At 59.7% G+C, this 24,040-nt stretch carries 23 protein-coding genes; 8 read left to right on the forward strand and 15 right to left on the reverse strand.

The window, feature by feature from the left end:
- Position 1: 1 nt before the first annotated feature.
- On the reverse strand, positions 2-979 hold the full coding sequence (gene exbB / locus IFT47_RS11555; RefSeq protein ID WP_192171466.1) for a tonB-system energizer ExbB: 978 nt from the start codon (positions 977-979) through the stop codon (positions 2-4).
- Between the two features lie 212 nt (positions 980-1,191).
- Here exbB and IFT47_RS11560 point away from each other — a divergent pair, with 212 nt between their 5' ends.
- A complete protein-coding gene (locus IFT47_RS11560; RefSeq protein ID WP_192171465.1) occupies positions 1,192-2,052 on the forward strand; it encodes an NAD-dependent epimerase/dehydratase family protein in 861 nt (286 codons plus the stop codon).
- Between the two features lie 128 nt (positions 2,053-2,180).
- Here IFT47_RS11560 and IFT47_RS11565 read toward each other — a convergent pair whose 3' ends face one another.
- The 6 genes from IFT47_RS11565 to IFT47_RS11590 form a co-directional block, all read right to left on the reverse strand.
- Positions 2,181-2,918 (reverse strand): hypothetical protein, encoded by a 738-nt coding sequence (locus IFT47_RS11565; RefSeq protein ID WP_192171464.1) that lies wholly within the window; start codon positions 2,916-2,918, stop codon positions 2,181-2,183.
- A gap of 57 nt (positions 2,919-2,975) precedes the next feature.
- Positions 2,976-3,356, reverse strand: coding sequence for a RidA family protein (locus tag IFT47_RS11570; protein ID WP_065988223.1), 381 nt, complete (start codon positions 3,354-3,356; stop codon positions 2,976-2,978).
- A 24-nt stretch (positions 3,357-3,380) separates the two neighbouring features.
- Positions 3,381-5,489 (reverse strand): bifunctional GTP diphosphokinase/guanosine-3',5'-bis pyrophosphate 3'-pyrophosphohydrolase, encoded by a 2,109-nt coding sequence (gene spoT / locus IFT47_RS11575; protein WP_192171463.1) that lies wholly within the window; start codon positions 5,487-5,489, stop codon positions 3,381-3,383.
- 60 nt (positions 5,490-5,549) lie between these two features.
- On the reverse strand, positions 5,550-5,813 hold the full coding sequence (gene rpoZ, locus IFT47_RS11580; RefSeq protein WP_025257879.1) for a DNA-directed RNA polymerase subunit omega: 264 nt from the start codon (positions 5,811-5,813) through the stop codon (positions 5,550-5,552).
- 129 nt (positions 5,814-5,942) lie between these two features.
- Positions 5,943-6,563: a guanylate kinase gene (gene gmk / locus IFT47_RS11585; RefSeq protein WP_192171487.1), complete on the reverse strand. Its 621-nt coding sequence runs from the start codon at positions 6,561-6,563 to the stop codon at positions 5,943-5,945.
- 13 nt (positions 6,564-6,576) lie between these two features.
- On the reverse strand, positions 6,577-7,440 hold the full coding sequence (locus tag IFT47_RS11590) for a YicC/YloC family endoribonuclease (RefSeq protein ID WP_192171462.1): 864 nt from the start codon (positions 7,438-7,440) through the stop codon (positions 6,577-6,579).
- 290 nt (positions 7,441-7,730) lie between these two features.
- Here IFT47_RS11590 and rph point away from each other — a divergent pair, with 290 nt between their 5' ends.
- On the forward strand, positions 7,731-8,453 hold the full coding sequence (gene rph, locus IFT47_RS11595) for a ribonuclease PH (protein WP_192171461.1): 723 nt from the start codon (positions 7,731-7,733) through the stop codon (positions 8,451-8,453).
- A gap of 57 nt (positions 8,454-8,510) precedes the next feature.
- A complete protein-coding gene (locus IFT47_RS11600; RefSeq protein ID WP_192171460.1) occupies positions 8,511-8,879 on the forward strand; it encodes a DUF4870 domain-containing protein in 369 nt (122 codons plus the stop codon).
- Positions 8,880-8,962: 83 nt separating this feature from the next.
- Here IFT47_RS11600 and IFT47_RS11605 read toward each other — a convergent pair whose 3' ends face one another.
- The gene (locus tag IFT47_RS11605; RefSeq protein ID WP_065988229.1) at positions 8,963-9,742 is read right to left on the reverse strand and encodes an exodeoxyribonuclease III; all 780 of its coding nucleotides are present in this window, start codon (positions 9,740-9,742) and stop codon (positions 8,963-8,965) included.
- Between the two features lie 82 nt (positions 9,743-9,824).
- Here IFT47_RS11605 and pyrE point away from each other — a divergent pair, with 82 nt between their 5' ends.
- On the forward strand, positions 9,825-10,466 hold the full coding sequence (gene pyrE / locus IFT47_RS11610; RefSeq protein ID WP_192171459.1) for an orotate phosphoribosyltransferase: 642 nt from the start codon (positions 9,825-9,827) through the stop codon (positions 10,464-10,466).
- Between the two features lie 12 nt (positions 10,467-10,478).
- The gene (locus tag IFT47_RS11615; protein ID WP_407073212.1) at positions 10,479-11,090 is read left to right on the forward strand and encodes a DUF4124 domain-containing protein; all 612 of its coding nucleotides are present in this window, start codon (positions 10,479-10,481) and stop codon (positions 11,088-11,090) included.
- 21 nt (positions 11,091-11,111) lie between these two features.
- Here the strand turns inward: IFT47_RS11615 and IFT47_RS11620 are convergent, their stop codons facing one another.
- From IFT47_RS11620 to coaBC, 5 genes are all read right to left on the reverse strand, one after another.
- Entirely contained in the window at positions 11,112-14,549 is a 3,438-nt protein-coding gene (locus IFT47_RS11620; protein WP_192171457.1) for a ParB/RepB/Spo0J family partition protein, read from the reverse strand.
- 177 nt (positions 14,550-14,726) lie between these two features.
- Positions 14,727-15,632, reverse strand: coding sequence for an acetylglutamate kinase (gene argB / locus IFT47_RS11625; RefSeq protein WP_192171456.1), 906 nt, complete (start codon positions 15,630-15,632; stop codon positions 14,727-14,729).
- 22 nt (positions 15,633-15,654) lie between these two features.
- Complete coding sequence (locus IFT47_RS27605) at positions 15,655-17,052, reverse strand: phosphomannomutase/phosphoglucomutase (protein ID WP_244655865.1); 1,398 nt, start codon at positions 17,050-17,052, stop codon at positions 15,655-15,657.
- A gap of 1,304 nt (positions 17,053-18,356) precedes the next feature.
- Complete coding sequence (dut, locus tag IFT47_RS11635; protein WP_192171455.1) at positions 18,357-18,812, reverse strand: dUTP diphosphatase; 456 nt, start codon at positions 18,810-18,812, stop codon at positions 18,357-18,359.
- Between the two features lie 6 nt (positions 18,813-18,818).
- On the reverse strand, positions 18,819-20,027 hold the full coding sequence (coaBC, locus tag IFT47_RS11640) for a bifunctional phosphopantothenoylcysteine decarboxylase/phosphopantothenate--cysteine ligase CoaBC (RefSeq protein ID WP_192171454.1): 1,209 nt from the start codon (positions 20,025-20,027) through the stop codon (positions 18,819-18,821).
- A gap of 132 nt (positions 20,028-20,159) precedes the next feature.
- On the opposite strand from coaBC, the gene radC reads away from it, so the two are divergent.
- The gene (gene radC, locus IFT47_RS11645; protein WP_192171453.1) at positions 20,160-20,834 is read left to right on the forward strand and encodes a RadC family protein; all 675 of its coding nucleotides are present in this window, start codon (positions 20,160-20,162) and stop codon (positions 20,832-20,834) included.
- Positions 20,835-21,037: 203 nt separating this feature from the next.
- Here radC and IFT47_RS11650 read toward each other — a convergent pair whose 3' ends face one another.
- On the reverse strand, positions 21,038-22,627 hold the full coding sequence (locus IFT47_RS11650) for an ABC transporter substrate-binding protein (RefSeq protein ID WP_192171452.1): 1,590 nt from the start codon (positions 22,625-22,627) through the stop codon (positions 21,038-21,040).
- Between the two features lie 362 nt (positions 22,628-22,989).
- Between IFT47_RS11650 and rpmB the strand changes: the two genes are divergently transcribed.
- Complete coding sequence (gene rpmB / locus IFT47_RS11655) at positions 22,990-23,226, forward strand: 50S ribosomal protein L28 (protein ID WP_037016669.1); 237 nt, start codon at positions 22,990-22,992, stop codon at positions 23,224-23,226.
- Between the two features lie 11 nt (positions 23,227-23,237).
- Entirely contained in the window at positions 23,238-23,393 is a 156-nt protein-coding gene (rpmG, locus tag IFT47_RS11660) for a 50S ribosomal protein L33 (protein WP_010225867.1), read from the forward strand.
- A 78-nt stretch (positions 23,394-23,471) separates the two neighbouring features.
- Here rpmG and IFT47_RS11665 read toward each other — a convergent pair whose 3' ends face one another.
- Positions 23,472-23,834 (reverse strand): cupin domain-containing protein, encoded by a 363-nt coding sequence (locus IFT47_RS11665; protein ID WP_192171451.1) that lies wholly within the window; start codon positions 23,832-23,834, stop codon positions 23,472-23,474.
- Positions 23,835-24,040: the final 206 nt, after the last annotated feature.

Genomic DNA, 24,040 nt, shown 5'->3' on the forward strand with positions numbered 1-24,040 from the left:
TTTACCCCATCTTTACCATGTGCGGCGATTGGCTGCGCTCGACCGCAGGCTGGTGATCCAGGTCGCGACTGACCAGCAATAGAACCTGCGCCGAAGCGTCGGACACTTGCGCCTTGTAGCCGGCAATGGAGCGGGCGAAGACGTTGTAGATGACGACGGCAGGAATCGCGGCAACCAGACCCAGCGCGGTGGCCAGCAAGGCCTCGGCGATGCCCGGCGCCACAACAGCCAGGTTGGTGGTCTGGGTTTTGGCGATGCCGATAAAGCTGTTCATGATCCCCCATACGGTGCCAAACAGGCCCACAAACGGCGCAGTCGAGCCGATGGTGGCCAACACGCCGGTGCCCATGCTCATGTTGCGGCCGCAGGCGGCTACCAGGCGTTCAAGGCGGAAAGCGACGCGCTCTTTGATGCCTTCCCGTTCGCGGGTGTTAACCGACAGGCGCATCTCTTCCAGTGCGTCGTGCACCAGCAAATGGGAAAGGGTGCCTTCTTTCTTCGCCCCTGCGCTGGCTTCGTCCAGGTTGCGTGCACGTTTCAGCGCAGCGATTTCGCTCCGCAGACTACGCTTGGCGCCCAGCAGTTCGAAGCCCTTGGCAATCCAGATGGTCCAGGTAATGACCGATGCAATGGCCAGACCGATCATCACGGCTTTGACGATGATGTCCGCGTTCTTGTACATACCCCAGGGCGAGAGGTCGTGGGACATGCCCAGGCTGTTATCTTCCGCAGCGGCATCAAGCGACTCAACCGGAGCAGATGCCGGGGTCAGTTCTTGAACGCCTGGCGTTGTCGCAGGGTCAACCGGAGTGGCGGTTGGCGCCTCGGCCTGTACGGCGGGCTTTTGTACGGGAGCGTTGGAGTCGGCGAGCGCTATGGGCGTCAACATCAGGCTGAACAGCAGCGCGGCAATGGCGCGTCCTGCGCGTGGCAGACCTCGGTTGGCAATGGACGAAGCGGGGGTTTGAATAGATGTCATGCTGGCCCGACCTGATATGAAAATAGGTGTTCGTTCTGAGAGCGTCACGCTGGCGCGAGGCGAGCGGAGGAGAACAAAGGACCGTCATTATTGCAAGTAATTCTTGTTAACAAAAGTAAGAGCGTCTCTTTTTTCATGAGAATGCGTCCCAATGGTCGGTTTTGCAGCCCGCTTTACAGGCTTAAATTCAACAAGTGATGTGGAGATTGGACATGTCAGCGCCATCCGTTTTGATTGCTGGATGTGGCGATATCGGGAGCCGACTGGCCTCCCAACTTATGCCCGATGACTGGACCGTGTACGGCCTGCGCCGCTCGGTAGAGAAACTGCCCAACGGCGTGCTAGGCGTCAGCGGCGATCTTTTCGACCCCCGCATTCCCGCTCACTGGCCGGAAGGGCGACTGGATTACCTGGTCTACTGCGCCACACCTACTGACCGGGATGAGGCGGGTTATCGCGCGGCTTATGTCGAAGGCCTTCGGCACGTGCTGGGCTGGAGCGAGCGCAGCGGACAGAGGCCGAAGCGGATATTGTTCGTGTCCAGCAGCAGCGTCTATGGCCAGCAGCACGGCGAGTGGGTTGATGAAACGTCGCCTGTCGAAGCGACCGGGTACTCAGGCCAGGTCATGCGCGAAGCTGAACAAGTGGCGTTGGACAGCGGTGTGCCAGCTACCATCGTCAGGCTGACCGGGATTTACGGCCCGGGACGCAGTGATCTGATGAACCGTGTACGTCAGGGCTACAGTGTTGCAACTGATCCGCCCCTGTATGGCAACCGTATTCATGCTGATGACGCGGCCGGGCTGCTGGCGTTTTTGCTGCGTGCGGCTGCAGACGATGTAGCGCTGGAAGACTGTTATATCGGCGTTGACGATGCGCCCGCGCCGCTGGCCGAAGTGGTCGACTGGATGCGTCAGCGTCTGGGCGTCACAGAGTGGTCGGATGAGCACAACGTGCGCCGCGCCGGCAGCAAGCGCTGCAGCAACGCCCGCGCCAAAGCGCTGGGCTGGACGCCGCTTTATGCGACTTATAAAGAAGGGTATGAGGCGATGCTGGCAGACCAGCCGAACTAGCTCGCTTTGGCGCCGATTGGTAGGACCGGCTTTAGCCGGGAAGGCGTCAGGTTAACAACCGGAAAATTGAGGTTGTATGGACTGGCCTCTTCCCGGCTGAAGCCGGTCCTACCCTGCGTATGCGATAGTCAGTTCTTCTCAAGCACCCAGCGCTTCTCGCCCGGGCGCAGGTCAGGCATTTCAGTTGCCTGGGCGTTGTTCACCGCCTGGAACAACTCCAGCTGTTTGCCGTTGCGAACGAAAATCCACGGGTTACCGCGCTCGTTCTTCTCCAGCCACATGCTGTCGTATTCACCGCTCATGGCCGCGCAGTCGCCGGCCAGGCACAGTGCGTAGCGATCATTACCTGGCAGGCCGCTGACGCTGCCGTCTGGCAGGAATTCAACCGTGCTGCCCTGACCGTCGCCATTGACGATGGTCCACTTGCCACCAAGGTAGGCGGTGTAGAGCGCGCGCTCAAAGCTGGTGCCGGGTTGCGCGCCGGCCGGTGGGGCTTCTTTCGGCGAGCGGAAATGCTGCTCAGGCCCGGTGTCGCTGGCGCGTTGCACCAGCTCATCGCCCTTGATGGTCAGCTCATCAGACGCATTGCCGTAGAAGTCGACGCGCAGCTTGCCGTCGGCATTGCTGGCGATCTTGCCTTCACTCAGCTCGAAGCCGTTTGAAGCAGTGGCTTGTCCGGCCTTGGTGTTGATGTTCCATTCCAGATTCGGGCCGTAGGCCAGCAGCGCCTGACGCAGGTTGCCGCCTTGGGCTGCCGCGTCGATGGCCGCCTGGTTGATCCAGGTGCCGTCCGGGCTTTTGTCGGAGTGGCTGGCGCAGCCGCTGAGCAGTGCGACCAGCAGCGAGAGGGCAAACGCAACGCGCATGGGCGGAGTCCTTCCTTTTCTGAGGAGGCGGAGCGTGCTTGTGCTCCGCACCGGGATTTACTCGATGACCAGAATGGCGTCCATTTCGACTTGAGCGCCACGCGGCAGCGCAGCCACGCCAATGGCGGCGCGCGCCGGGTACGGCTGTTCGAAATATTTGCCCATGATCTCGTTGACCTTGGCGAAGTGGCTCAGGTCAGTGAGGAAGATATTCAGCTTGACGATGTCCTTGAACGAACCGCCTGCCGCTTCGGCCACCGCCTTCAGGTTTTCGAAGACCTGAACGGTCTGTGCTTCAAAGCCTTCGACCAGTTCCATGGTCTTCGGGTCCAGCGGAATCTGGCCCGACATGTAGACGGTGTTGCCCGCCTTGATTGCCTGGGAGTAGGTGCCGATGGCGGCGGGGGCTTTGTCGCTGGAGATGACGGTCTTGCTCATGAAAAACTCCTGTTTGCGGTTTGACTACGCGCGCATACGGGTGATGCGGATCACGCCGGCCAGGGCGCGCAGTTTCTTGATCACACGAGCCAGATGCACGCGGTCGTGCACGCTGACCACCAGTTGGACCACGCTGATGCGACCATCGCGTTCATCCATACTGATTTTTTCGATGTTGCCGTCCGCGGCGTTGACGCTGCTGGCAAGCAAGGCGATCAGGCCACGCTGGTGTTCCAGTTCGACGCGCAACTCAACGTTGAATTCGCCGGTGACGTCTTTGGCCCAGGACAGCTGAATGCACTTCTCGGGGTTGTGGCGGATTTCCGCGATGTTCCGACAGTTGTCCAGGTGCACGACCATGCCTTTGCCCGCGGACAGATGCCCGACGATCGGGTCGCCTGGAATCGGCGTGCAGCACTTGGCGTAGCTGAGGACCAGGCCTTCGGTGCCACGAATAGCCAGTGGACCTTCTGCGTTTGGCAGTTGATCGCCTTCACTGGCCAGCAATCGGCGAGCGACCACGTAAGCCATGCGGTTACCCAGGCCAATGTCTTCGAGCAGGTCTTCGATGACCTCGACCCGGTACTCGGCAAGGATCAGGCGCACGCGTTCGGCCGGAATCTTTTCCAGCGTGCTGTCGAAGCCGTTGAGTACTTTGTTCAGCAGGCGTTCGCCGAGATTGATCGACTCCGATCGGCGCTGCAGTTTGAGCGCATGACGGATGTGCGTGCGGGCCTTGCCGGTCACGACAAAGTTGAGCCAGGCCGGATTCGGACGTGCTCCCGGCGCACTCACAATCTCGACGGTCGAGCCGCTTTGCAACGGTTCGGACAGCGGCGCCAGCCGGCGATTGATCCGGCAGGCGATGCAGCTGTTGCCAACGTCGGTGTGCACGGCATATGCGAAGTCCACCGCTGTGGAGCCTTTCGGCAGCTCCATGATTCGGCCCTTGGGCGTGAACACGTAGACCTCGTCCGGGAACAGGTCAATCTTCACGCTTTCGATGAATTCCAGCGAGTTACCCGCACGCTGCTGCATTTCCAGCACGCCCTTGACCCACTGACGGGCCCGCGCGTGGGTGCTTTTCGGCTGTTCATCGCCAGACGACTTGTACAGCCAGTGCGCGGCGATGCCGTTGTTGGCCATCTCTTCCATTTCGCGGGTACGAATCTGGATTTCGATGGGCACGCCGTGCATCCCGAACAGGGTGGTGTGCAGCGATTGATAGCCGTTGGCTTTCGGGATCGCGATGTAATCCTTGAAGCGGCCGGGCAGCGGCTTGTACAAATTATGCACAGCGCCGAGCACGCGATAGCAGGTGTCGACCTTGTCGACGATAATCCTGAACGCGTAGACGTCCATGATCTCGTTGAAGGCCCGGCGCTTGCCGCGCATCTTTTTGTAGATGCCATACAAATGCTTCTGACGACCGCTGACTTCGCCTTCGATGCCGTCAACGGCGAGGCAGTGGCTCAGCGACTCTTCGATCTTGTTGACCAGTTCCTTGCGGTTGCCGCGCGCGCGCTTGACCGCCTGGCCAATGCGCGAAGAGCGCATCGGGTACATCGCCTTGAAACCCAAGTCTTCGAATTCGATGCGCACGCTGTGCATGCCAAGACGATTGGCGATAGGGGCGTAGATTTCGAGGGTTTCTTTGGCGATGCGACGGCGCTTCTCTCCGGAAAGGACTTCCAGCGTGCGCATGTTATGCAGGCGGTCGGCGAGCTTGACCAGAATCACACGGATGTCCCGCGCCATGGCCATCGCCATCTTCTGGAAGTTCTCGGCCTGAGCTTCGGCTTTGGTCTCGAAGTTCATCTGGGTCAGTTTGCTGACCCCGTCGACCAATTCGGCCACCGTTTCGCCAAACTGTGCGCAGAGCGCTTCTTTGGCGATGCCGGTGTCTTCGATCACGTCATGCAGCATGGCGGCCATCAGGCTCTGATGGTCCATGTGCATGTCGGCAAGAATATTGGCCACCGCCAGCGGATGCGTGACGTAGGCTTCGCCGCTGCGACGGCGTTGGCCGTCGTGGGCTTGTTCGGCGTAGAAGTACGCCCGGCGGACCAGATTGACCTGGTCTGCGCCGAGGTAGGTCGCGAGGCGATCGGCGAGGGCGTCTATGCTCGGCAAGATAAATCTCCTTGCCGAAGGCTGTGACCCTGCGCCTTGCTACGTCGACCAGGCATAGGCTTAGACGGCCTCGCTGGACTCGTCCTCGAATGCGGCGAACAGTGGTTCATCTTCAACGATTTCGGCTTCTGCGATAACAGCGTAATCCATCAGGCCTGCAGCGATTTCACGCAGGGCCACTACGGTAGGCTTGTCGTTTTCCCATGCCAGCTTTGGCTCTTTGCCACCGGTCGCCAGTTGACGCGAGCGCTTGGTGGCGAGCATGACCAGCTCAAAACGGTTATCTACATGTTCCAGGCAGTCTTCAACGGTCACGCGGGCCATGGGTATTCCTCGTAGCAAAAGCGATATGCGCGGTGCCCGAATGGGCGAGCGGACTCGACAGTCTAAAAAATCACCAGCGTTTAGGGAAGCGCTGATTTCAATAGCCCGGTTTTGCCGGGCAAAAACCGATCAGGCCAACAGTTGCGACAACAGCTGACTATGACGCTGCTGTTGGTGCTCCTGGCTCAGCAAATTGGCGCGGAAGATCGCTTTCAGGTCTTCGAGCGCCGTGGCGAAATCGTCGTTGATCACAATGTAATCGTATTCGGCGTAGTGACTCATTTCGCTGACGGCTTCGCGCATGCGGCCTTCAATGATCTCGTCGCTGTCCTGGCCCCGGTTGGTCAAACGCTGGCGCAGCGCCTGCTGGGTCGGCGGCAGAATGAAGATCGAGCGGGCGTGGGGCATCAGTTTGCGAACCTGCTCCGCACCTTGCCAGTCGATCTCCAGAATCAGGTCATGACCTTCGTCCAGCGTCTGCTGCAACCGGCTTTGTGAGGTCCCGTACATATTGCCGAAGACTTCAGCCTGTTCGAGAAAGTCGCCGTGCTCGATCATGCGCACGAACTCGGCGCGGTCGACGAAGTGGTAATTCACGCCGTCGACTTCGCCCGGACGCATGGCCCGGGTGGTGTGGGACACCGACACGCGAATCTGCGGCTGAGCGTTGATCAGGGCGTTGACCAGGCTGGTCTTGCCCGCGCCCGATGGGGCGGAAATGATGTACAGGGTGCCGGTGCTGTGGGTCATGTCGGAGATGGCCTTACTCAATGTTCTGCACTTGTTCGCGCATCTGCTCGATCAACACTTTGAGGTTGACGGCAGCTTGCGTGCTTCGAGGATCAAAGGCTTTGGAGCCCAGGGTGTTGGCTTCGCGGTTGAGCTCTTGCATCAGAAAATCCAGCCGGCGCCCGGCTTGTCCGCCGGCTTTGAGCACGCGGCGAACCTCGGTGACGTGCGTGCTCAGGCGGTCGAGTTCTTCGGCGACGTCGCTTTTTTGCGCCAGCAGGACCATTTCCTGTTCCAGACGCTGCGGATCGAGCTCGGCCTTCATGTCGGCAAAGCGATCGAGCACCTTCTGGCGCTGGGCGGCGAGCATCTGCGGCACGAGCGTACGCAAGGTCGCGACTTCAGTCTTGATCGCGGTAAGCCGTTCGTCGAGAAGCCTGGCCAGATCGGCGCCTTCGCGGGCACGTCCGGCTTTGAGTTCTTCAAGGGCTTCGTTGAACAAGGCCAGGGCATCATTGTTGAGCGCTTGCGGATCGGCAGCGTCGGCCACCAGCACACCAGGCCAGGCTAGCACTTCAAGCGGGTTCAGCGCAGCGGGTTGTTTGATCAGGCTGGCAACGATCTCCGCAGCCGCGACCAGTTGCCCTGCGCGCTCGCGATCAACCTGCAGCGGTTTGCCTGCGGTTTCTTCAGTAAAACGCAGGGTGCATTCGATTTTGCCCCGGGAAAGGCCCTGGCGCAGCGCTTCGCGTACGGCGCCTTCGAGGTCACGGAAGGATTCCGGCAGGCGCAAATGGGGTTCGAGGTAACGGTGATTGACCGAGCGCATTTCCCAGCTCAGCGTGCCTTGTGGGCCGGCTCGTTCAGCGCGGGCAAAAGCCGTCATGCTGTGCACCATGGGAAGTACCTCTATAAATTCAGGCGTTTGCGGATAGCCGGTCCGGGATGAATCCCCGGCAAAGTGTCGTGGGGAAACGACTGGCTATAAAGGCGCAGGATTGTAGCTCAGTGCAGGGTGTGCGCCCAAATGTGGCATTGTCGCAAGCGATGCGCGGCGTCGTGATCCTGCTGTCCGGCAGTGCCCTTCAGCAGCGTTCGTTGTGAGCGATGTGTCTTTAGATGTCCCAAGCCGTGCCTGCACCTCTATAATGCAGACCAGTTTTCCGTCTCCCAGTACAGGTATCCCAGATGAAACGTCCAAGTGGTCGCGCTGCCGATCAGCTTCGCCCGATCCGCATCACCCGCAACTACACCAAGCACGCCGAGGGTTCTGTGCTGGTCGAGTTCGGTGATACCAAGGTGATCTGCACCGTCAGCGTTGAAAACGGCGTTCCGCGTTTTCTCAAGGGCCAGGGCCAGGGCTGGTTGACGGCTGAGTACGGCATGCTGCCTCGCGCAACGGGCGAGCGTAACCAGCGCGAAGCCAGCCGTGGCAAGCAGGGCGGCCGTACCCTCGAAATCCAGCGCCTGATCGGCCGCTCGCTGCGTGCGGCACTGGACATGTCCAAGCTGGGTGAAATCACCTTGTATGTCGACTGCGACGTGATCCAGGCAGACGGCGGGACACGCACTGCGTCGATCACCGGCTCCATGGTTGCGCTGATCGATGCACTCAAATCGATCAAAAAGCGTGGCGGCCTGAAGGGTGGCGATCCGCTGAAGCAGATGATCGCAGCCGTATCGGTGGGCATGTATCAGGGCGAGCCGGTCCTGGACCTGGATTATCTTGAAGACTCTGCGGCCGAGACCGACCTCAACGTGGTCATGACCAATGCGGGCGGTTTCATCGAAGTGCAGGGCACTGCCGAGGGCGCGCCGTTCCAGCCTGAAGACTTGAACGCGATGCTGGCACTGGCTCAAAAAGGCATGAGCGAAATCTTCGAACTGCAGCAGGCGGCACTGGCCGACTGATCGGTTTCTACGTCAGAACACCACGTCAGAGCACTACATCAAAACAGGGAAAGCATGATGATCGAGAGTCAGTCGCCGTTGCCAACGCCGAGTAAAGAAGTCCGTCAGTGGGCGATGCTGTGCCACTTCGCGGCGTTCTTCGGCCTGATCTTCCCGTTCGGCAATTTGCTCGGGCCCCTGATCGTCTGGCAGCTCAAGAAAGAAGTCGACCCGTACATCGATGCCCAGGGGAAGGAAGCCCTCAATTTTCAGATCACCGTCGCCATCGCCGCGATGATCTGTTTTTTGCTGATGGTAGTGATTATCGGCTTTCCGCTGTTGATGCTGGTGGGCGTCGGCGCGCTGGTGCTGACGATCATCGCGGGCGTCAAGGTCAATGACGGCATCGCCTACCGCTATCCGTTTACCTGGCGGTTGATCAAGTAAGACTTCACGGGGATCGGGCAAATGCCTGATCTGCGGACAAACAAAAGCCGACTTCACGTCGGCTTTTTTTGAGCAACTGAACGTCAGATGGTGAGCGTCCAGTCGTAATCCACGATCAGCGGCGCGTGTTGCGAGAAGCGCGGCTGGCGTGGAAGGCGCGCACTGCGTACGAAACGACGCAGGCCCGGGGTCAGCAGTTGATAATCGAAGCGCCAGCCCAGGTTGAGCATCTCGGCCTGTTCGTTATCCGGCCACCAGCTGTACTGATCGCCTTCACGGCTGACTTCGCGCAGGGCATCGACATAACCCATGTTGCCAACGATCTCGTCCATCCATGCACGCTCTGGTGCCAGGAAGCCCGGAGATTGCTGGCTGTCACGCCAGTTCTTGATGTCCAGCTTCTGTTGCGCCACATACAGCGAGCCACAGTAAATGTACTCGCGACGTTTGCGCCGCTGCTTGTCGAGGTACTTGCCGAAATCGTCCATGAGCTTGAATTTCTGATTCAAGTCTTCATCGCCGTTCATCCCGGAAGGAAGCAGCAACGTAGCGATACTGACTTTGTCGAAATCTGCCTGCAGGTAACGCCCGTAACGGTCAGCCGTCTCGAAACCAAGACCGTTGATAACTGCCTTCGGCTGCAGCCGCGAGTAAAGCGCCACGCCACCCTGGGCAGGCACTTCGGCTTCGCAGGCATATAGGAAGTAGCCGTCCAGTTGGAAGGCTGGGTCGTCCAGTTCAAAGGCGGAGGCGCGGGTGTCCTGAAGGCAGATGACGTCGGCATTCTGGGCTTGCAGCCAACTGAGCAAACCACGCTCGACTGCAGCCTGAATACCATTAACGTTCACACTGATGATCCGCATAAATGGCCCCAAAAATCACGTGCGTGTATGATACCCGAGCTCTACCTAATTAGCTAAATCCGTGGTATTCGGGGCTTTTTTCATGCAGGCGTATCAACGCGATTTCATTCGTTTTGCCATCGATCGCGGAGTTTTGCGCTTCGGTGAGTTCACATTGAAGTCTGGGCGCACCAGTCCTTACTTCTTCAATGCCGGTCTTTTCAACAGTGGTTCGGCCCTCGCCCAACTGGGTAAGTTCTACGCCGCTGCCGTTGTTGAAAGCGGTATCTCCTTCGATGTTCTGTTCGGCCCGGCCTACAAGGGTATTCCCCTTGCAGCGGCGACTGCCGTGGCGCTGGCCGACCATCACAGCCTCGACCTACCCTGGTGCTTCAACCGCAAAGAGGCCAAGGCCCATGGCGAAGGCGGCAGCCTGGTGGGCGCGCCGTTGACCGGAAATGTGCTGATCATCGATGACGTAATAACTGCAGGCACCGCTATTCGCGAAGTCATGCAGATCATTCAGGCCCAGGGCGCGAACGCTGCCGGCGTGCTGATCGCGTTGAACCGCCAGGAGCGCGGCAATGGCGAGCTGTCTGCCATTCAGGAAGTCGAGCGTGATTTCGGCATTCCGGTGGTGAGCATCGTTTCGTTGAATCAGGTGCTGGAATTCCTGGCCGACGATCCGCAGCTCAAGCAGCACTTGCCTGCCGTCGAGGCTTACCGGGCTCAATACGGAATCTGAGCCTCCAAAAGGATGCGGTTTATGCTCAAGCTGGGCACGTTGGGTTTTTGTCTGTCGCTGGGTTTGGGTTGCATCGCGAGTGTTCAAGCGGACGACGCCCCGGGCATCGTGCTGTATCGCTACGTCGACAATCGCGGCGTGACCGTGCTCGATCGCCAGGGCGTGCCCCCGGAGTACGTCGGCAAGGGTTATGAAGTGCTGAATCAGCGCGGTCGCGTGGTGCAGACGATACCGCCTGCACCTTCGGCCGATGAACTGCGCGATGCCCAGGCCGCCAAGCTGCAGTCCGACGCCGATGCGCATCTGCTTCGGCTGTACACCAGCGTCGAAGACGTCGACCGGGCGAAGAATCGTCGGCTCGCTGAACTCGACGGCTTGATCGTCGTGGCTCAAGGCAACATTCAGAACCTCGTCACGCAGCAGGGCGCACTTCAGACGCAGGCGGCTGATCAGGAGCGGGCAGGGCATCCTGTGCCCAAGACGCTGCTCGATCAGATGGACGACCTGCGCGATCAGCAGCAGAACCTGAAAGTCGACATCCTGCGCTATCAGACTGCGCGAACCCAGGCCGAAACCGAGTTCGCGCAAGATCGTGCGCGGTTGCAGAAGCTTTTGGGCCGCTAGCCTGCGCGCCCTCGCTTCGGATCAGACGATCAGCACCGGGACAGTCTCAAGCTGCATGTCGAGCGCAGCGGCAAGCCGATGATTGCCGTTGACGACCGGATAAGCGCCGTTTTCCAGCTCCCTGACGTGGATAGGCGGCAGGTATTGCCCTTCGGTAATGCCTGACTTGATGTCGTCCATCCGCTTCTGAATCAACTCTCCTCGACCGGGGTTCAGGCGCTGTGGGGCGACCTGCATGACATTAGCCTGAAGTGCAGGGTCTACACGCCATGTTTTCAGGGTGGCATGGTTATAAAACCTGAAAACGCTCACCCGCAAGTTGGTGAGGGCGTCCAGATATACCCCGTCGTACACATCATGGAGCGCGATGCTTTTGCTGCCGTTGACGGTTTCGTAGATAAACAGCGGCGTTCCGTCCTCCATAGCTTCTCTGATGGCAGTGAGCTGCTCTGGCGTTGCACTGATGCCATTGACCTTCATCACGTCTGCCAGATCAGTAGTGGCATCGATCGCAGGGCCCAGCGTGCCGCTATCGGGTCCCGCGATGGGGTTTTTCATCGCGCCTCGGCCAGACAGGGGATAGCCCGTCCTGCCGTTAATGCGTTGCAGTGAATTCCCGATGGCTCGTCGCGCGATCAGCCGTGGGCCATATGCGCACCCCGAGGTAATCAGGTAATAGGCGCCGTGCGTGCGAGACACAGCGTTGGAGATTCTGCGCACAGGCACATTCTCAATGTCCCCGACTTTGGCTAGGACATCCATGGTGCTCGTGCCGTGCCATTGCGTGGGCGTTGTGATGGTGGGGATGCCAGAGACGTGGCGCAGGCCCTGGCTTATGCCTGCCGTTGACCTGGCGATGCCGTGCATTCGACGAGCCAGGGCATGAAAGGCGTTCATATTGAACGCCTTTGAAGCGAGCAGCTTGCCGATGGCCCCAGGCATGAAAGTGCTGGAAGCGCGTGTCGCTCGATACACATGAGCAGAGCTCAGAAATACGGCGGGCATCAACTGCGCGAATGTCGGCAGGGCCCGCATAACACTCAGCTTGCCCGCATTGAATGCCAGTCTGATTGCACCTCGTAAAAGCCTCAATGCCGGGATGCCGAAAGTGAGCGCGTCCAGCGTACAGGCGACGGCGGGTGACTCATCCGTCGCAATCGCATTGGTGCAGGCGAGCCCTGGAACGAACAGTTCAAGACTGCGCAAGAGTGGAGGGTAGTTGCTGGCCACCTCTTCCGATGCTGTTTGATGGCGATGATAGAGGTAGGCGTCATGGGAGTAAAAAAACAGGTGGGTTGTCGCTACCTCGAACGAAATGTCCTTCAAGCGTGCCGATGTCAGGGCAGCGCCTGCATCGTCGGGCAGGGAGGCGAGCGGGGCGAGCTCGGCGACCATTTCGCTGATGACCACAGAGGTTTTGCCGGGTTGTGGCTTGGTAAGGTTGGCGTAGGCGTCCCAGTCGATACCCACGGCATTTCCGGACACGATTTCCAGCGCTGAGGGCAGTGCTGAAGGAAAGGGATGCGCACGCCGGGTAGGAATTGCCAAATGGGTATGACGTACGGCTACGCCCACGAGAGGGAAAAGCTCGTAGTAAAAAGTGTCTTCCCGGTCCGCACATTCGAGGATAAAACCGTAGCGACCCCGCTTACGTTCTCTGTCTTGTGGCACTTCGAACCCTGCGAGTTTCCCCGTGGATGTGCGCACCGTATGAATCTTCACCCTCCCGCAGTGAAGCGCTCTTCGATCCTCGGCGGGCAACTGCGTCAGCAACTCCTCGATGATAAATGCGTAGGCGGCTTTTGCTCGCGCTTCATAGAACCGGTATTGCGCTTCAAACATCCTCGGAATATCGATGCCGATAAGCGGGGTCGAGATCCTCTCAAACCCTCCTCTGACTGGCGCTCGGGGCGTGACAGGTTTGAACGTGTCGGTCCCGTTCACCAGTTCTCCCGCTGAAAAAACGTCCAGCAAGTAAAAACGAGAAGCGTCGCTTGAAGGGTCACTGCGCAATAAATGTTCAAGTCGCCTGCTGAAAGCGGCGGGATACATGAGCATTTTTTTGATGTCGTCGGCCTCGGCGCCAAAAATGTCGCGAAGCTTGCCCATCGCTAGTCGAACGCGATCAGGTACCTCACGGGTCATTCCCTCGGCCGCCTCCAACGCATTGGCAATGTAACCGTCCAGGGCGGCCGCTGCCGCGTCCATCTCCGACAGCGAAAAGTCGTTAGTGCCCTCACTGCGCGATAGTCCATTGGCGGTCGCCCACTTCAGGCTGGGAAGTGCGCGGGTGGTGGCAATCAAGGTCAGCTCTTCATAGCTCGCCTCCTTGCTCAAGTTCATGGGCAACTGAATCACTTCTTCGAACGTGAGCGTCGATGCCAACGCTGGAGCAAGCGTATTGCCGAGTGATACGCCATGAACGAAATTCACCCACGCCGCCGTGCCGTATCGCAGGTCTTCATCGATGCCCTCCACCACGAAGTCAGGAATGGCAGGCGAAAGGATGTACAGCGCCAGCTCAGGCGTGGCGGTCTTTGCTGCGAGTGCGTTGAGCAGCCGTGTCTGACGCTGCCGGTAGGTCAGGCCCCAATTCTGCGGCCCCTCCAGATCACAACCCGCAACGTGTCCTGGCCTTTGGTACTCGGGGGGATTGAGCTCCAGCATGAGCGCCGCCCATACCAGTTGCTGGCGAATGACCGGGGCGGTGACCTCACCATCCTCGCCGCCGTACCATTCCAGCGCCTTGAGCAGTTGACCGGCGAGCGTCTCGGCCGGCGCAGAGCTGAGCATCGAGTCGAGGACGATGCTCAGGGATTTTTGCGTTGGCCTGGCAGCGTTGGCGCCTGGCTTCAAGACGGCCAAATGGGGGGCCGCGAGGAGCGACAGCAACGTCTGCGTACCTTGGGTGTCGTTCGGCTGTGGCGTGTTTTGCAACAGGAAACGCCCGACCGTGTCGTTGATTCTGACCAGATCCCCGGCCGTCAACAAAGCGTCGACCTGATGAGGCAGCGTCATGAGTCGGGCAGGCTCTACGGTGCTACTCACGCGTGAAGTGGCGGGTAAAAGCAACCATCTCTGGCTGCCGGCTAGGTAGGTCGGATGCCAGCCGCGTAGAACCTGCTCCCGGTTCGCTGGCGCCTCGGCGCTTTCGTCCATCCCGTGATCAGGCGCCCGAGGTGCCACAAGGTTGAAGCGGAAGTTGTCGGTATCGAATTCCACTTCGTACGTGCGGCCGTCGAGTTCGATGAACAGCAGGCCGTCGACGTTGTAAACGCCACTGAATGGCGCGACGTCCTCAAGCGCGTCGTGCCCGGTCAGCGACTGCGCGCTGACGTAGGGCTCCAACACATCTGCCGGGGGCGCCAGCTCTACATTCGGCTGCTCGCCGGGCAAAAGGAGTTCCAATGAGGGTTCTGGCTGAACGGGTGGCGGGGTATTGCGATGCAGCGTGGACATAAGAGGTCTCGAAATAATGAGCGAGACCTACGGTGTTCAGTTCCTGAGGGTGTGACTGTCATCAGATGGCGCTTTAGCCGGTCGGATAAATCTGAAGCCTGTGTGGGCGCCACTAAAACCTGGCCGTAAAAAAGCCCTGACCGGCAGTGGGCCGGGCGGGGCTCTTTACAGCGGCAATCAGTGACGCTTGCGATTGCTGATCAAGGTGCCAACGCCGGTATCGGTAAAGATCTCCAGCAGCACGGCATTCGGCACACGGCCGTCGATGATGTGCGAGGTGTTCACGCCGCCCTGAACCGCTTCCAGTGCGCAACGGATCTTTGGGAGCATCCCGCCGTAAATAGTGCCGTCGGCGATCAGGCCATTGACCTGCTCGGTGGTCAGGCCGGTCAGCACCTTGCCTTCCTTGTCCATCAGGCCGGCGATGTTGGTCAGCAGCATCAGCTTTTCGGCCTTCAGGGCTTCAGCGACTTTGCCTGCGACCAGATCGGCGTTGATGTTGTAGGACTCGCCATCCGCGCCTACGCCAATGGGCGCAATCACCGGAATGAAATCGCCCTTCACCAGCATGTTCAGCAGGTCGGTGTTGATGCCGACAACTTCACCCACATGGCCGATGTCGATGATTTCCGGCTTGAGCATGTCCGGGGTCTGACGCGTGACGTTCATCTTCTTCGCACGAATCAGCTGCGCGTCTTTACCGGTCAGGCCGATGGCGCTGCCGCCGTGGCGGTTGATCAGGTTGACGATGTCCTTGTTGACCTGGCCGCCCAGCACCATTTCCACCACGTCCATGGTTTCGGCGTCGGTCACGCGCATGCCGTCGATGAAATGGCTTTCGATGGACAGGCGCTTGAGCAGGTCGCCAATCTGAGGGCCACCGCCGTGAACCACGACCGGGTTGATACCCACCGCCTTCATCAGCACGATGTCGCGGGCGAAGCCGGTTTTCAGCTCGTCGCTCTCCATGGCGTTGCCGCCGTATTTGATGACAAGCGTCTTGCCAACAAAACGTCGGATGTAGGGCAACGCTTCGGAAAGGACCTTGGCGGCATTGGCTGCGGCATCATGTTCGAGGGTCATTTGGGCTCCACTCAAAATTGGGTCAAAAAGGAAGTTCTAGATCCGGTGCTACGTGTTTCAACTGGGTATGGAAGACGTCCTTGATCCGCTGCAGCTCAAGCTCGGTTTCGGCCTCGAAGCGTAATACCAGCATGGGCGTAGTATTGGAAGCGCGAACCAGGCCCCAGCCTTTCGGATAATCGACCCGCACACCATCGATGCTGGTGAGGTTGGCGTTGCCCCATTGGGCGTCGCGCTCCAGCGCTTCCATGATGCTGAACTTGCGGGTTTCGGTGACTTTGATGTTGATCTCGGGCGTGGACAGATCGTTTGGAAAGGTCTGGAAAAGCTCTTCGGCGCTGAGTTTTTCCTGACTGAGGATTTCCAGCAGACGCGCTGCGCTGTAGATGCCGTCGTCGAAACCGAACCAGCGCTCCTTGAAGAAGATGTGTCCGCTCATCTCGCCCGCCAGCAGCGCGCCGCTTTCTTTCATCTTCTTCTTGATAAGCGAATGACCCGTCTTCCACATAACCGGGCGGCCGCCGTATTCGTGGATCAACGGTATCAGGCGACGCGTGCATTTGACGTCGAAAATCACGTCAGCACCAGGATTGCGCTTGACCACATCGCGGGCAAACAGCATCAGCAGGCGGTCAGGGTAGATGATCGTGCCGGTATTGGTGACGACACCGACACGATCGGCATCACCGTCGAAGGCCAGTCCCAGATCGGCGCCGGTTTCCCGGACCTTGGCGATCAGGTCCTGAAGGTTCTCCGGCTTGCCCGGATCAGGGTGATGGTTGGGGAAATTGCCGTCGACCTCGCAATACAGCGGGATGACTTCGCAATTCAGCGCTTCGATCAATTGCGGGGCGATAACGCCACCTACACCGTTGCCGCAATCCACCACGACTTTCATGCGCCGCGCGAGCACCACATCGCCAATGATCTCGCTGGCGTAACGGTCGAGGATATTGACCTTGATGATGCTGCCTTTGGCGGACGGCAGGTCGTTGGCCTTGATGCGTTCGTGCAGTGCCTGAATCTGCTCGTCTGCCAGCGTATCGCCGGCAATGACGATCTTGAAGCCGTTGTAATCCTTCGGGTTGTGGCTGCCCGTCAACATGACGCCGGTTTTCCCCGCCAGTACGTGGGTGGCGTAGTACAGCGCCGGCGTGGGCACCAGACCGATGTCGCTGACGTGGCAGCCACTGTCATGCAGCCCCTTGATCAAGTCCGCGACCAGCTCAGGCCCCGAGAGTCGACCGTCGCGGCCTACCGAAACATGCGGCTCGCCCTGCGCGAGACTTTCCGCACCGACGGCCCGGCCGATCCAGTAGGCGGTCTCGGCGTTCAGCGTATCGCCGACGATGCCGCGAATGTCATAAGCGCGGAAAATCGTCTCGGGAAATGGCGGGGCGATGGAAGCGTTGCTGCTCATGGCGCGGGATGGATCCGACTGCGGGGAGTCAGGGTGGTCATCGATCAGGTCGAGGTCGAGGATATCGGTGTCCTGAAACAGAGGGTCGGTCAGGTGGTCATCCTCCGCCACAACCGGAAGGCGCGGTGCGGCGCCGTGCGGCGGTGTCCCGGCTGGCTGACCCTGTTCTGTCGACCCTGTTGACGCTGGATTATTGCGCAGCGAGAAACGCGCCATGCTCTGAGCGAGCCCGTTCAACGCGGGCAGGCTCAAGCTGAAGGCCTTGACGGCCTTGCCTCCGGAGAGTTCTTGCAGCAGTTGCTCAAGCTGCCGCGCGTCGGCAGCAACCCGGCGCTTGAGCGCACTCTCGTTCAGATACAACCCCAACAGCATCGCCCCGGCGGCAACCAGCAAGGCGAGCAGCAGCATCAGCCAGGGCGTCGAGCCTTGCAGCGCGGGGCCGGCCGCAAAGGTCAGTTTCCAGTTGGGGTAGCCGGTGGAAAATTCTTGTGGACGGCTGCCGTCGTCTTCGCCGCGCGTGAGAAAATTCTGCGCGGTGGCGTTACCAAACTGCTGAACGAGTACCACCTGACCCGCATCGGCGGGTGTCTCGGGGAGTGCATTGATCAGCCGCTGTGGGTTGAACGCCAGCAACAGGGTGCCGGTGATCGGCGCGTCTGGCGCCGTGCGCAAGGGCGAGGCGCTGTAGATCAGCCATGTGTCGCCGACCTTGCGCGCTTCGGGCGCAGGCGTTTCACCCTTGCCGGCCTTGGCCAGCATGTCCAGCGTGGCGAAGCTGATCGGCAGCGCGCTTTGGGTGTCTACGCTGTTGAATCCCACAGGGTTGAGCCGTGCGCCTACCACGCCGTCTCGATAACGCAATTGAGTCTGCGCGCTCTCGATGACCGACGAATTGTTGCTCAACAGGGCCTGGCTCAGCGCGGCGTCCATCGCGGCGGCCTGGGTGTCGGCGTTGATCTGGCGCAGGGCCTTGTTGACGGCCCCGGCTTGCGCGCTGCCCCACGCCTGAACCAACTGCTCCTGTTGCTGCGGCTGGCTTTGAATGGCAAGCCACACCAGCACCATTGCCGCGAGCAGGCCGATGAGCGAAGGAATGAGGCCGGGACTTGCCAGGCTCAGATTGGCGTCTTTGCCGGCCGGGGCACTTGTTTCCGGAACGGGGGTCGCTTTGGCTGTGCGTTTGATGCCTTTCAAACTAACTCTCCCTGCTGGGTCGTCCGGACGCGTTCTTGTTGTTTTCGCACCGCTCAAAGCCCGTCAGGCCAAAAGCGATGCGTTAGCCAAAGTGAGTATTTGTGACAGGATCAATGGCTGCCGGAGTGGCCGAAGCCGCCTGCGCCGCGCTGACTCTCGTCAAAGTCTTGGACGATTTCAAAGTGCGCCTGCACCACCGGCACCAGTACAAGCTGAGCCAGACGCTCGCCGATGGAGATCTTGAAAGCGGTCTGGCCACGGTTCCAGCAGGAGACCATCAGTTCGCCTTGATAATCGGAGTCGATCAGGCCCACCAGGTTGCCCAGCACGATGCCGTGTTTATGCCCCAGGCCCGAGCGCGGCAGAATCAGTGCAGCCAGGCCAGGGTCTGCGATGTATATCGACAGCCCGGTAGGAATCAGGAGGGTCTGACCCGGTTCGAGCAAAGTGTCTTCTTTCAGCATGGCGCGCAGGTCGAGGCCGGCCGAGCCAGAAGTGGCGTAAGCGGGAAGCGGGAATTCGCTGCCAATGCGAGGGTCGAGGATCTTGGCTTGTAGAGCGTGCATTTGTGATTAAACCTGGTTCATGCGATCGGCGATAAAAGTCACCAGCTGCCGCGCGATCTTGGCTTTGCTGGTCTGGGCGAAGAGCGTCGCTTGCAACGCTCGGTCGATCACGCTGCAGGCGTTTTCTTCGCTGTTGAAGCCAATGCTGGGATTGGCGACGTCATTGGCGACGATCAAATCAAGGTTCTTGTCTTTGAGCTTGCGTGCGGCGTAATCGAGCAGGTGTTCGGTTTCGGCCGCGAAGCCGACGCTGAACGGGCGATCTGGGCGCTGTGCAATGCTGGCGAGAATGTCCGGGTTACGGACCATCTGCAGCAGAAGACCATCACCGGTGGTGGGATCTTTCTTCAATTTCTGTGTGGCGACGACTTCCGGCCGGTAGTCCGCAACGGCTGCCGAGGCGATGAAGAGATCGCAAGGCATGGCATCTTCGCAGGCGGCGAGCATGTCCCGGGCACTGACAACGTCGATGCGCGACACCCGGTCAGGCGTCTGCAGGTTCACCGGGCCGGTGATCAGGGTGACCCGCGCGCCCGCTTCGGCAGCGGCTTCGGCCAGGGCGAAACCCATTTTTCCGGAGCTGTGGTTGGTGATATAGCGAACCGGATCGATGTTTTCCTGGGTAGGGCCGGCAGTGATCAGCACATGCTTGCCGGTCAGCGTCAGGCGTTGGAAACAATCGGCGGCAGATTGCGCCAGATCATTGGGTTCGAGCATGCGCCCGTAGCCCACATCACCACAGGCCTGACTGCCGCTGGCCGGGCCAAACATGCGAAAGCCGCGCTGTTCGAGCAGTTGCAGATTGGCCTGCACGGAGGGGTCGCGCCACATGGCCTGATTCATCGCGGGCGCGACGGCGACGATAGCGTCGGTCGCCAGCACCACGGTGGTCAGCAAATCGTTGGCAATGCCTTGGGCCAGACGGGCCATGAGGTCGGCGGTGCCCGGTGCGATAAGAATCATGTCGGCCCACTTGGCCAGCTCGATATGACCCATGGCGGCTTCCGCTGCGGGGTCGAGCAAATCCAGGTGGACGGGGTGGCCGGACAGGGCCTGCATGGTCAGCGGGGTGATGAATTCAGCGCCGCCTTTGGTCATGACGACGCGGACTTCCGCACCGTGGTCGCGCAAACGGCGGACCAGTTCGGCGCTCTTGTAGGCCGCGATGCCACCGCCGACGCCGAGAACGATGCGTTTTCGATACAGCCGCTGCATAGGCCTGCCTTTAGGTCGGTTAACACGCGGCAATCATTACGCCTCCCCAGGCCTGACTGTCGCGCAAAAAAGAGCGGCTAAGATAGCACAGCGACCGCACGGGAACAGCGGCGCCACATACAGGGAGCTGCTATGAGTATTCGCGATTGGCCGGCGGCAGAGCGTCCGCGGGAGAAGCTGCTGGAGCGGGGGGCGTCGAGTCTGTCGGACGCCGAATTGCTGGCGATTTTCTTGCGCACGGGCGTGTCGGGGAGAAGCGCCGTAGACCTGGCCCGACACCTTTTGCATCAGTTCGGCAGCCTGCGTGCGCTGCTCGAAGCCAACCTGACTGCATTCAGCAGCGAGCTGGGTCTGGGACCCGCCAAGTTCGCGCAGTTGCAGGCTGTCATGGAAATGGCCCGGCGCAACATGGGCGAGGATTTGAAGCGCGATTCCGTGCTGGAAAACCCGACGCAGGTGCGTCGCTACCTTAAGGCGTTGTTACGGCACGAGCCCCATGAAGTCTTCGGCTGTCTGTTTCTGGACAGCAAGAACCGGGTTCAGACGTTCGAAGTGCTGTTTCACGGCTCGATCAACACGGCGCATGTCCACGCGCGGCAGGTGGTCAAGCGGGCACTGGCCCACAACTCGGCGGGTTTGATCCTTTGTCACAACCACCCCTCCGGCGTCAAAGACGCCAGCGAAGCCGACATCGACCTGACGCGGCATCTGAAACAGGCGCTGGCGCTGGTGGACGTGGTGGTGCTGGATCACTTGATCATCGGCGACGGCGATCCGCTGTCGATGGTTGAGTATGGGTTGATGTAGCGGCCAGGACTGGCTAATCACAGAGATTCTGGGGCTGGACACCGAACGAATGTAGGACCGGCTTTGGCCGGGAAAGCGTCGGTATTCACACCGCAAAATCGACGGTGTGCAAACGGGCCTCTTCCCGGCTGAAGCCGGTCCTACTAAGCATCGCGTGCATCCAGCGGGGGAGCGTATGAGCCCGGTTCCCGATCTCCCGCGAATTACTTCACGGTCACCTTTGAGAAATCCTGACGACCAAACGGGCTCACGCTATAACCCTCGACATTCTTGCGCAGCAGCGCATAGGCAGTTGGATGCGCAAGCGGCAGCCACAATGCCTGCTTCTGGATCTGCTCTTGAACCTGGTGATACAGCTTGCTGCGTTGCGCCTGATCGGTCACCGCCTTGCCCTGGCTGATCAGCTTGTCCAGCTTCTCATCGCAGTAGCGCGCGAAGTTGGTGCCGGATTTAACTGCGGCGCAGGAGAACTGCGGCGTCAGGAAGTTATCCGGGTCGCCGTTATCCCCCGACCAGCCCATGAACAGCAGGTCGTGCTCGCCGGTCTTGGCGCGGCGGATCAGCTCGCCCCATTCGATAACTTTGATTTCCGCCTTGATCCCCACCGCGGCCAGATCGTTCTGCAGCAACTGCGCGCCGGCGTTAGGGTTGGGATTGAGCAAGCTGCCCGACGGCCGAGTCCAGATCGTCGTCTTGAAGCCGTCTTTCAGACCGGCCTTGGTCAGCAGTTCCTTTGCCTTCGCCACATCATGCTTGTAGCCAGGCAGGTCACTGGCGTAGCCCCAGGTATTAGGCGGATACGGACCATTGGCCGGGCGCGCCGAGCCTTCGAATACCGCTTTCAGGTAAGTATCTTTGTCGAATGCCAGGTTGATCGCCTGACGCACTTCCGGTTTGTCCAGCGGCGGATGCTGGCTGTTGATCGCCAGGAAAGCGGTCATGAAGGCGTCAGTCTTTTCGACCTTCAGGTTCGAATCCTTGCCGGCTTCAGCAACATCCATCGGCTTGGGCGACAGGGCAACCTGGCACTCATTGCGGCGAATACGTTGCAGGCGAACATTGGCGTCCGGCGTAATCGCGTAGATCAACGCATCAACGGCCGGTTTCCCGGCGAAGTAATCCGGGTTCGCCTCGTAACGCACCACCGAGTCTTTCTGGAAGCGCTTGAAGATAAAAGGCCCGGTGCCAATCGGCTGGCTGTTGAGCTTCTCCGGCGTACCGGCCTTCAACAGCTGCGCGGTGTACTCCGCGGAATAAATAGAAGCGAAGCCCATGCTGAGCGTCGCCAGAAAGGTCGCATCCGGGTGGTCCAGGGTGATGCGCACTGTGGTGGCATCGGTCGCTTCGACTTTCTTGATCAGCGACGGCCATTGCATGGATTGCGCGTGGGGGAAGCCCTGCACAGCGACCTTATTCCACGGATTGGCCGGATCGAGCATGCGCTGGAAGCTGAACACCACGTCGTCAGCGTTGAGCTCGCGCGTGGGGGTGAAATAGTCGGTGTGATGGAATTTCACGCCGGCGCGAAGTTTGAAGTCGTAGGTCAGCCCGTCCGGCGACACACTCCAGCTCTGCGCCAGGCTCGGAACCAGCTTGGCGTCCTTGGCGTCATAGTCCACCAGGCGGTTCATCAGCACGTCGGCCGAAGCATTGGTGGTGGTCAGCGAGTTGTACTGCACCACGTCAAAGCCTTCGGGGCTGGCTTCCGTGCAGACGCTCAGCGTCGTTGCCGCCTGGGCCAGCAGTGGTGTGGACAGGGACGCGAGCAACAGGGGTAGAACGGCTAGGCGCATGGCGATTTTCCTTTCAGAGAGAGCCCATCTGCCGGCGCAGTCTGGAGAGTCAGTAACCCTAGACCATCGATTGGCGCAGAACAATCGCTGCGGCGCGACGAGTGGTATATTTCCCGCCGCGCCTAACGCCGCTGGCGTTGCCGGGTGAAAGCCCTGGCTTTGTGACAGGCAATTCGTGGTTTGTGTTGTTGCACCGGGGGCTTTCTGGTATAAAGCAGCGCTCTTTTCTAGGGGCCCGCTGCCTTCACCTTAGGTGTGGCCGGTAAGACCCCTGAAGAAACGCGGCGCCTGGCGCCAAATGACTGAGAGATTAAGCGGCCAACCCATGCCGGGTTGGGCATGTGGTTTTAGAGGGCTGAGGCATGTCGAGAGTATGTCAAGTTACCGGTAAGGGTCCGGTAACCGGGAATAACATTTCCCACGCAAACAACAAAACCCGTCGTCGTTTCCTGCCAAACCTGCAGCATCACCGCTTCTGGGTTGAAGAAGAGAAACGCTTCGTACGTCTGCGCGTATCTGCTAAAGGCATGCGTATCATCGACAAGCGTGGTATCACGGTTGTTCTGGCCGAAATCCGCCGTGCTGGCGCGAAGGTCTAAGGGAGAAAATCATGCGTGAATTGATCCGTTTGGTGTCGACCGCTAACACCGGCCACTTCTACACCACCGACAAGAACAAGCGCACGACTCCGGACAAAATCGAAATTAAAAAATTCGATCCGGTTGTTCGTAAGCACGTGATCTACAAAGAAGCCAAAATCAAGTAATTGATTTCTGCCTCTTACAAAAAAGCCCGCAGCGATGCGGGCTTTTTTGTGGGTGAAATAAGGTGGGTCAACTAACAGTCAGGTCTTCTGTTCAAACACCACATAGATCTTGCGGCAGGCCTCCAGCACCTCCCACGTGCCTGTGAACCCTGCAGGAATCACGAAGCGGTCACCCGCGCGCAGGGTTTTCGACTTGCCTGCTTCGTCACGGATGACCGAGACGCCCTGCACGATTTCACAGTACTCATGCTCGGTGTAATTTACCTTCCACTGACCGACTTCCCCTTCCCAGACGCCTGCATTCAGCTGCCCGCACGGGCTGTTGTAATGGTTGTAAACCGTCTGGTTCGGCTCGCCCTTGAGGATCTTTTCAGCAGCAGGGGTGAAACGCTCCGCTGCGGTAGTGGCTTCGCTGAAGTCGACGATGCTTTCGATGCTCATATCTGATTCCTGAAAGTAGGCGCTGCGTGATTGTTGCTCGCCGAGGGCCGGATGGAAAGCACGAGCGAGCCCGAACAGCTGTTGAATAAAATGCACGATCCGGCCAGATTAAGCCCGCTTCTGTCCAATATATTGGAAATCCGCCCAATGCTGGTTTAGGGTGGCGAATGCCTTCGGCCGATCCGATGACGCGTCAGGCCCTGCCC

The sequence above is a fragment of the Pseudomonas sp. CFBP 13711 genome (genome assembly GCF_014842265.1).
GTDB lineage: Bacteria > Pseudomonadota > Gammaproteobacteria > Pseudomonadales > Pseudomonadaceae > Aquipseudomonas.

What these genes read in the sequence shown, in the direction of transcription:
- exbB (WP_192171466.1), bottom strand. Translation starts at nt 979, where the DNA reads ATGACATCTATTCAAACCCCCGCTTCGTCCATTGCCAACCGAGGTCTG.
- IFT47_RS11560 (WP_192171465.1), top strand. Translation starts at nt 1,192, where the DNA reads ATGTCAGCGCCATCCGTTTTGATTGCTGGATGTGGCGATATCGGGAGC.
- IFT47_RS11565 (WP_192171464.1), bottom strand. Translation starts at nt 2,918, where the DNA reads ATGCGCGTTGCGTTTGCCCTCTCGCTGCTGGTCGCACTGCTCAGCGGC.
- IFT47_RS11570 (WP_065988223.1), bottom strand. Translation starts at nt 3,356, where the DNA reads ATGAGCAAGACCGTCATCTCCAGCGACAAAGCCCCCGCCGCCATCGGC.
- rpoZ (WP_025257879.1), bottom strand. Translation starts at nt 5,813, where the DNA reads ATGGCCCGCGTGACCGTTGAAGACTGCCTGGAACATGTAGATAACCGT.
- gmk (WP_192171487.1), bottom strand. Translation starts at nt 6,563, where the DNA reads ATGACCCACAGCACCGGCACCCTGTACATCATTTCCGCCCCATCGGGC.
- IFT47_RS11590 (WP_192171462.1), bottom strand. Translation starts at nt 7,440, where the DNA reads ATGGTGCACAGCATGACGGCTTTTGCCCGCGCTGAACGAGCCGGCCCA.
- rph (WP_192171461.1), top strand. Translation starts at nt 7,731, where the DNA reads ATGAAACGTCCAAGTGGTCGCGCTGCCGATCAGCTTCGCCCGATCCGC.
- IFT47_RS11600 (WP_192171460.1), top strand. Translation starts at nt 8,511, where the DNA reads ATGATCGAGAGTCAGTCGCCGTTGCCAACGCCGAGTAAAGAAGTCCGT.
- IFT47_RS11605 (WP_065988229.1), bottom strand. Translation starts at nt 9,742, where the DNA reads ATGCGGATCATCAGTGTGAACGTTAATGGTATTCAGGCTGCAGTCGAG.
- pyrE (WP_192171459.1), top strand. Translation starts at nt 9,825, where the DNA reads ATGCAGGCGTATCAACGCGATTTCATTCGTTTTGCCATCGATCGCGGA.
- IFT47_RS11615 (WP_407073212.1), top strand. Translation starts at nt 10,479, where the DNA reads ATGCGGTTTATGCTCAAGCTGGGCACGTTGGGTTTTTGTCTGTCGCTG.
- IFT47_RS11620 (WP_192171457.1), bottom strand. Translation starts at nt 14,549, where the DNA reads ATGTCCACGCTGCATCGCAATACCCCGCCACCCGTTCAGCCAGAACCC.
- argB (WP_192171456.1), bottom strand. Translation starts at nt 15,632, where the DNA reads ATGACCCTCGAACATGATGCCGCAGCCAATGCCGCCAAGGTCCTTTCC.
- IFT47_RS27605 (WP_244655865.1), bottom strand. Translation starts at nt 17,052, where the DNA reads ATGAGCAGCAACGCTTCCATCGCCCCGCCATTTCCCGAGACGATTTTC.
- dut (WP_192171455.1), bottom strand. Translation starts at nt 18,812, where the DNA reads ATGCACGCTCTACAAGCCAAGATCCTCGACCCTCGCATTGGCAGCGAA.
- coaBC (WP_192171454.1), bottom strand. Translation starts at nt 20,027, where the DNA reads ATGCAGCGGCTGTATCGAAAACGCATCGTTCTCGGCGTCGGCGGTGGC.
- radC (WP_192171453.1), top strand. Translation starts at nt 20,160, where the DNA reads ATGAGTATTCGCGATTGGCCGGCGGCAGAGCGTCCGCGGGAGAAGCTG.
- IFT47_RS11650 (WP_192171452.1), bottom strand. Translation starts at nt 22,627, where the DNA reads ATGCGCCTAGCCGTTCTACCCCTGTTGCTCGCGTCCCTGTCCACACCA.
- rpmB (WP_037016669.1), top strand. Translation starts at nt 22,990, where the DNA reads ATGTCGAGAGTATGTCAAGTTACCGGTAAGGGTCCGGTAACCGGGAAT.
- rpmG (WP_010225867.1), top strand. Translation starts at nt 23,238, where the DNA reads ATGCGTGAATTGATCCGTTTGGTGTCGACCGCTAACACCGGCCACTTC.
- IFT47_RS11665 (WP_192171451.1), bottom strand. Translation starts at nt 23,834, where the DNA reads ATGAGCATCGAAAGCATCGTCGACTTCAGCGAAGCCACTACCGCAGCG.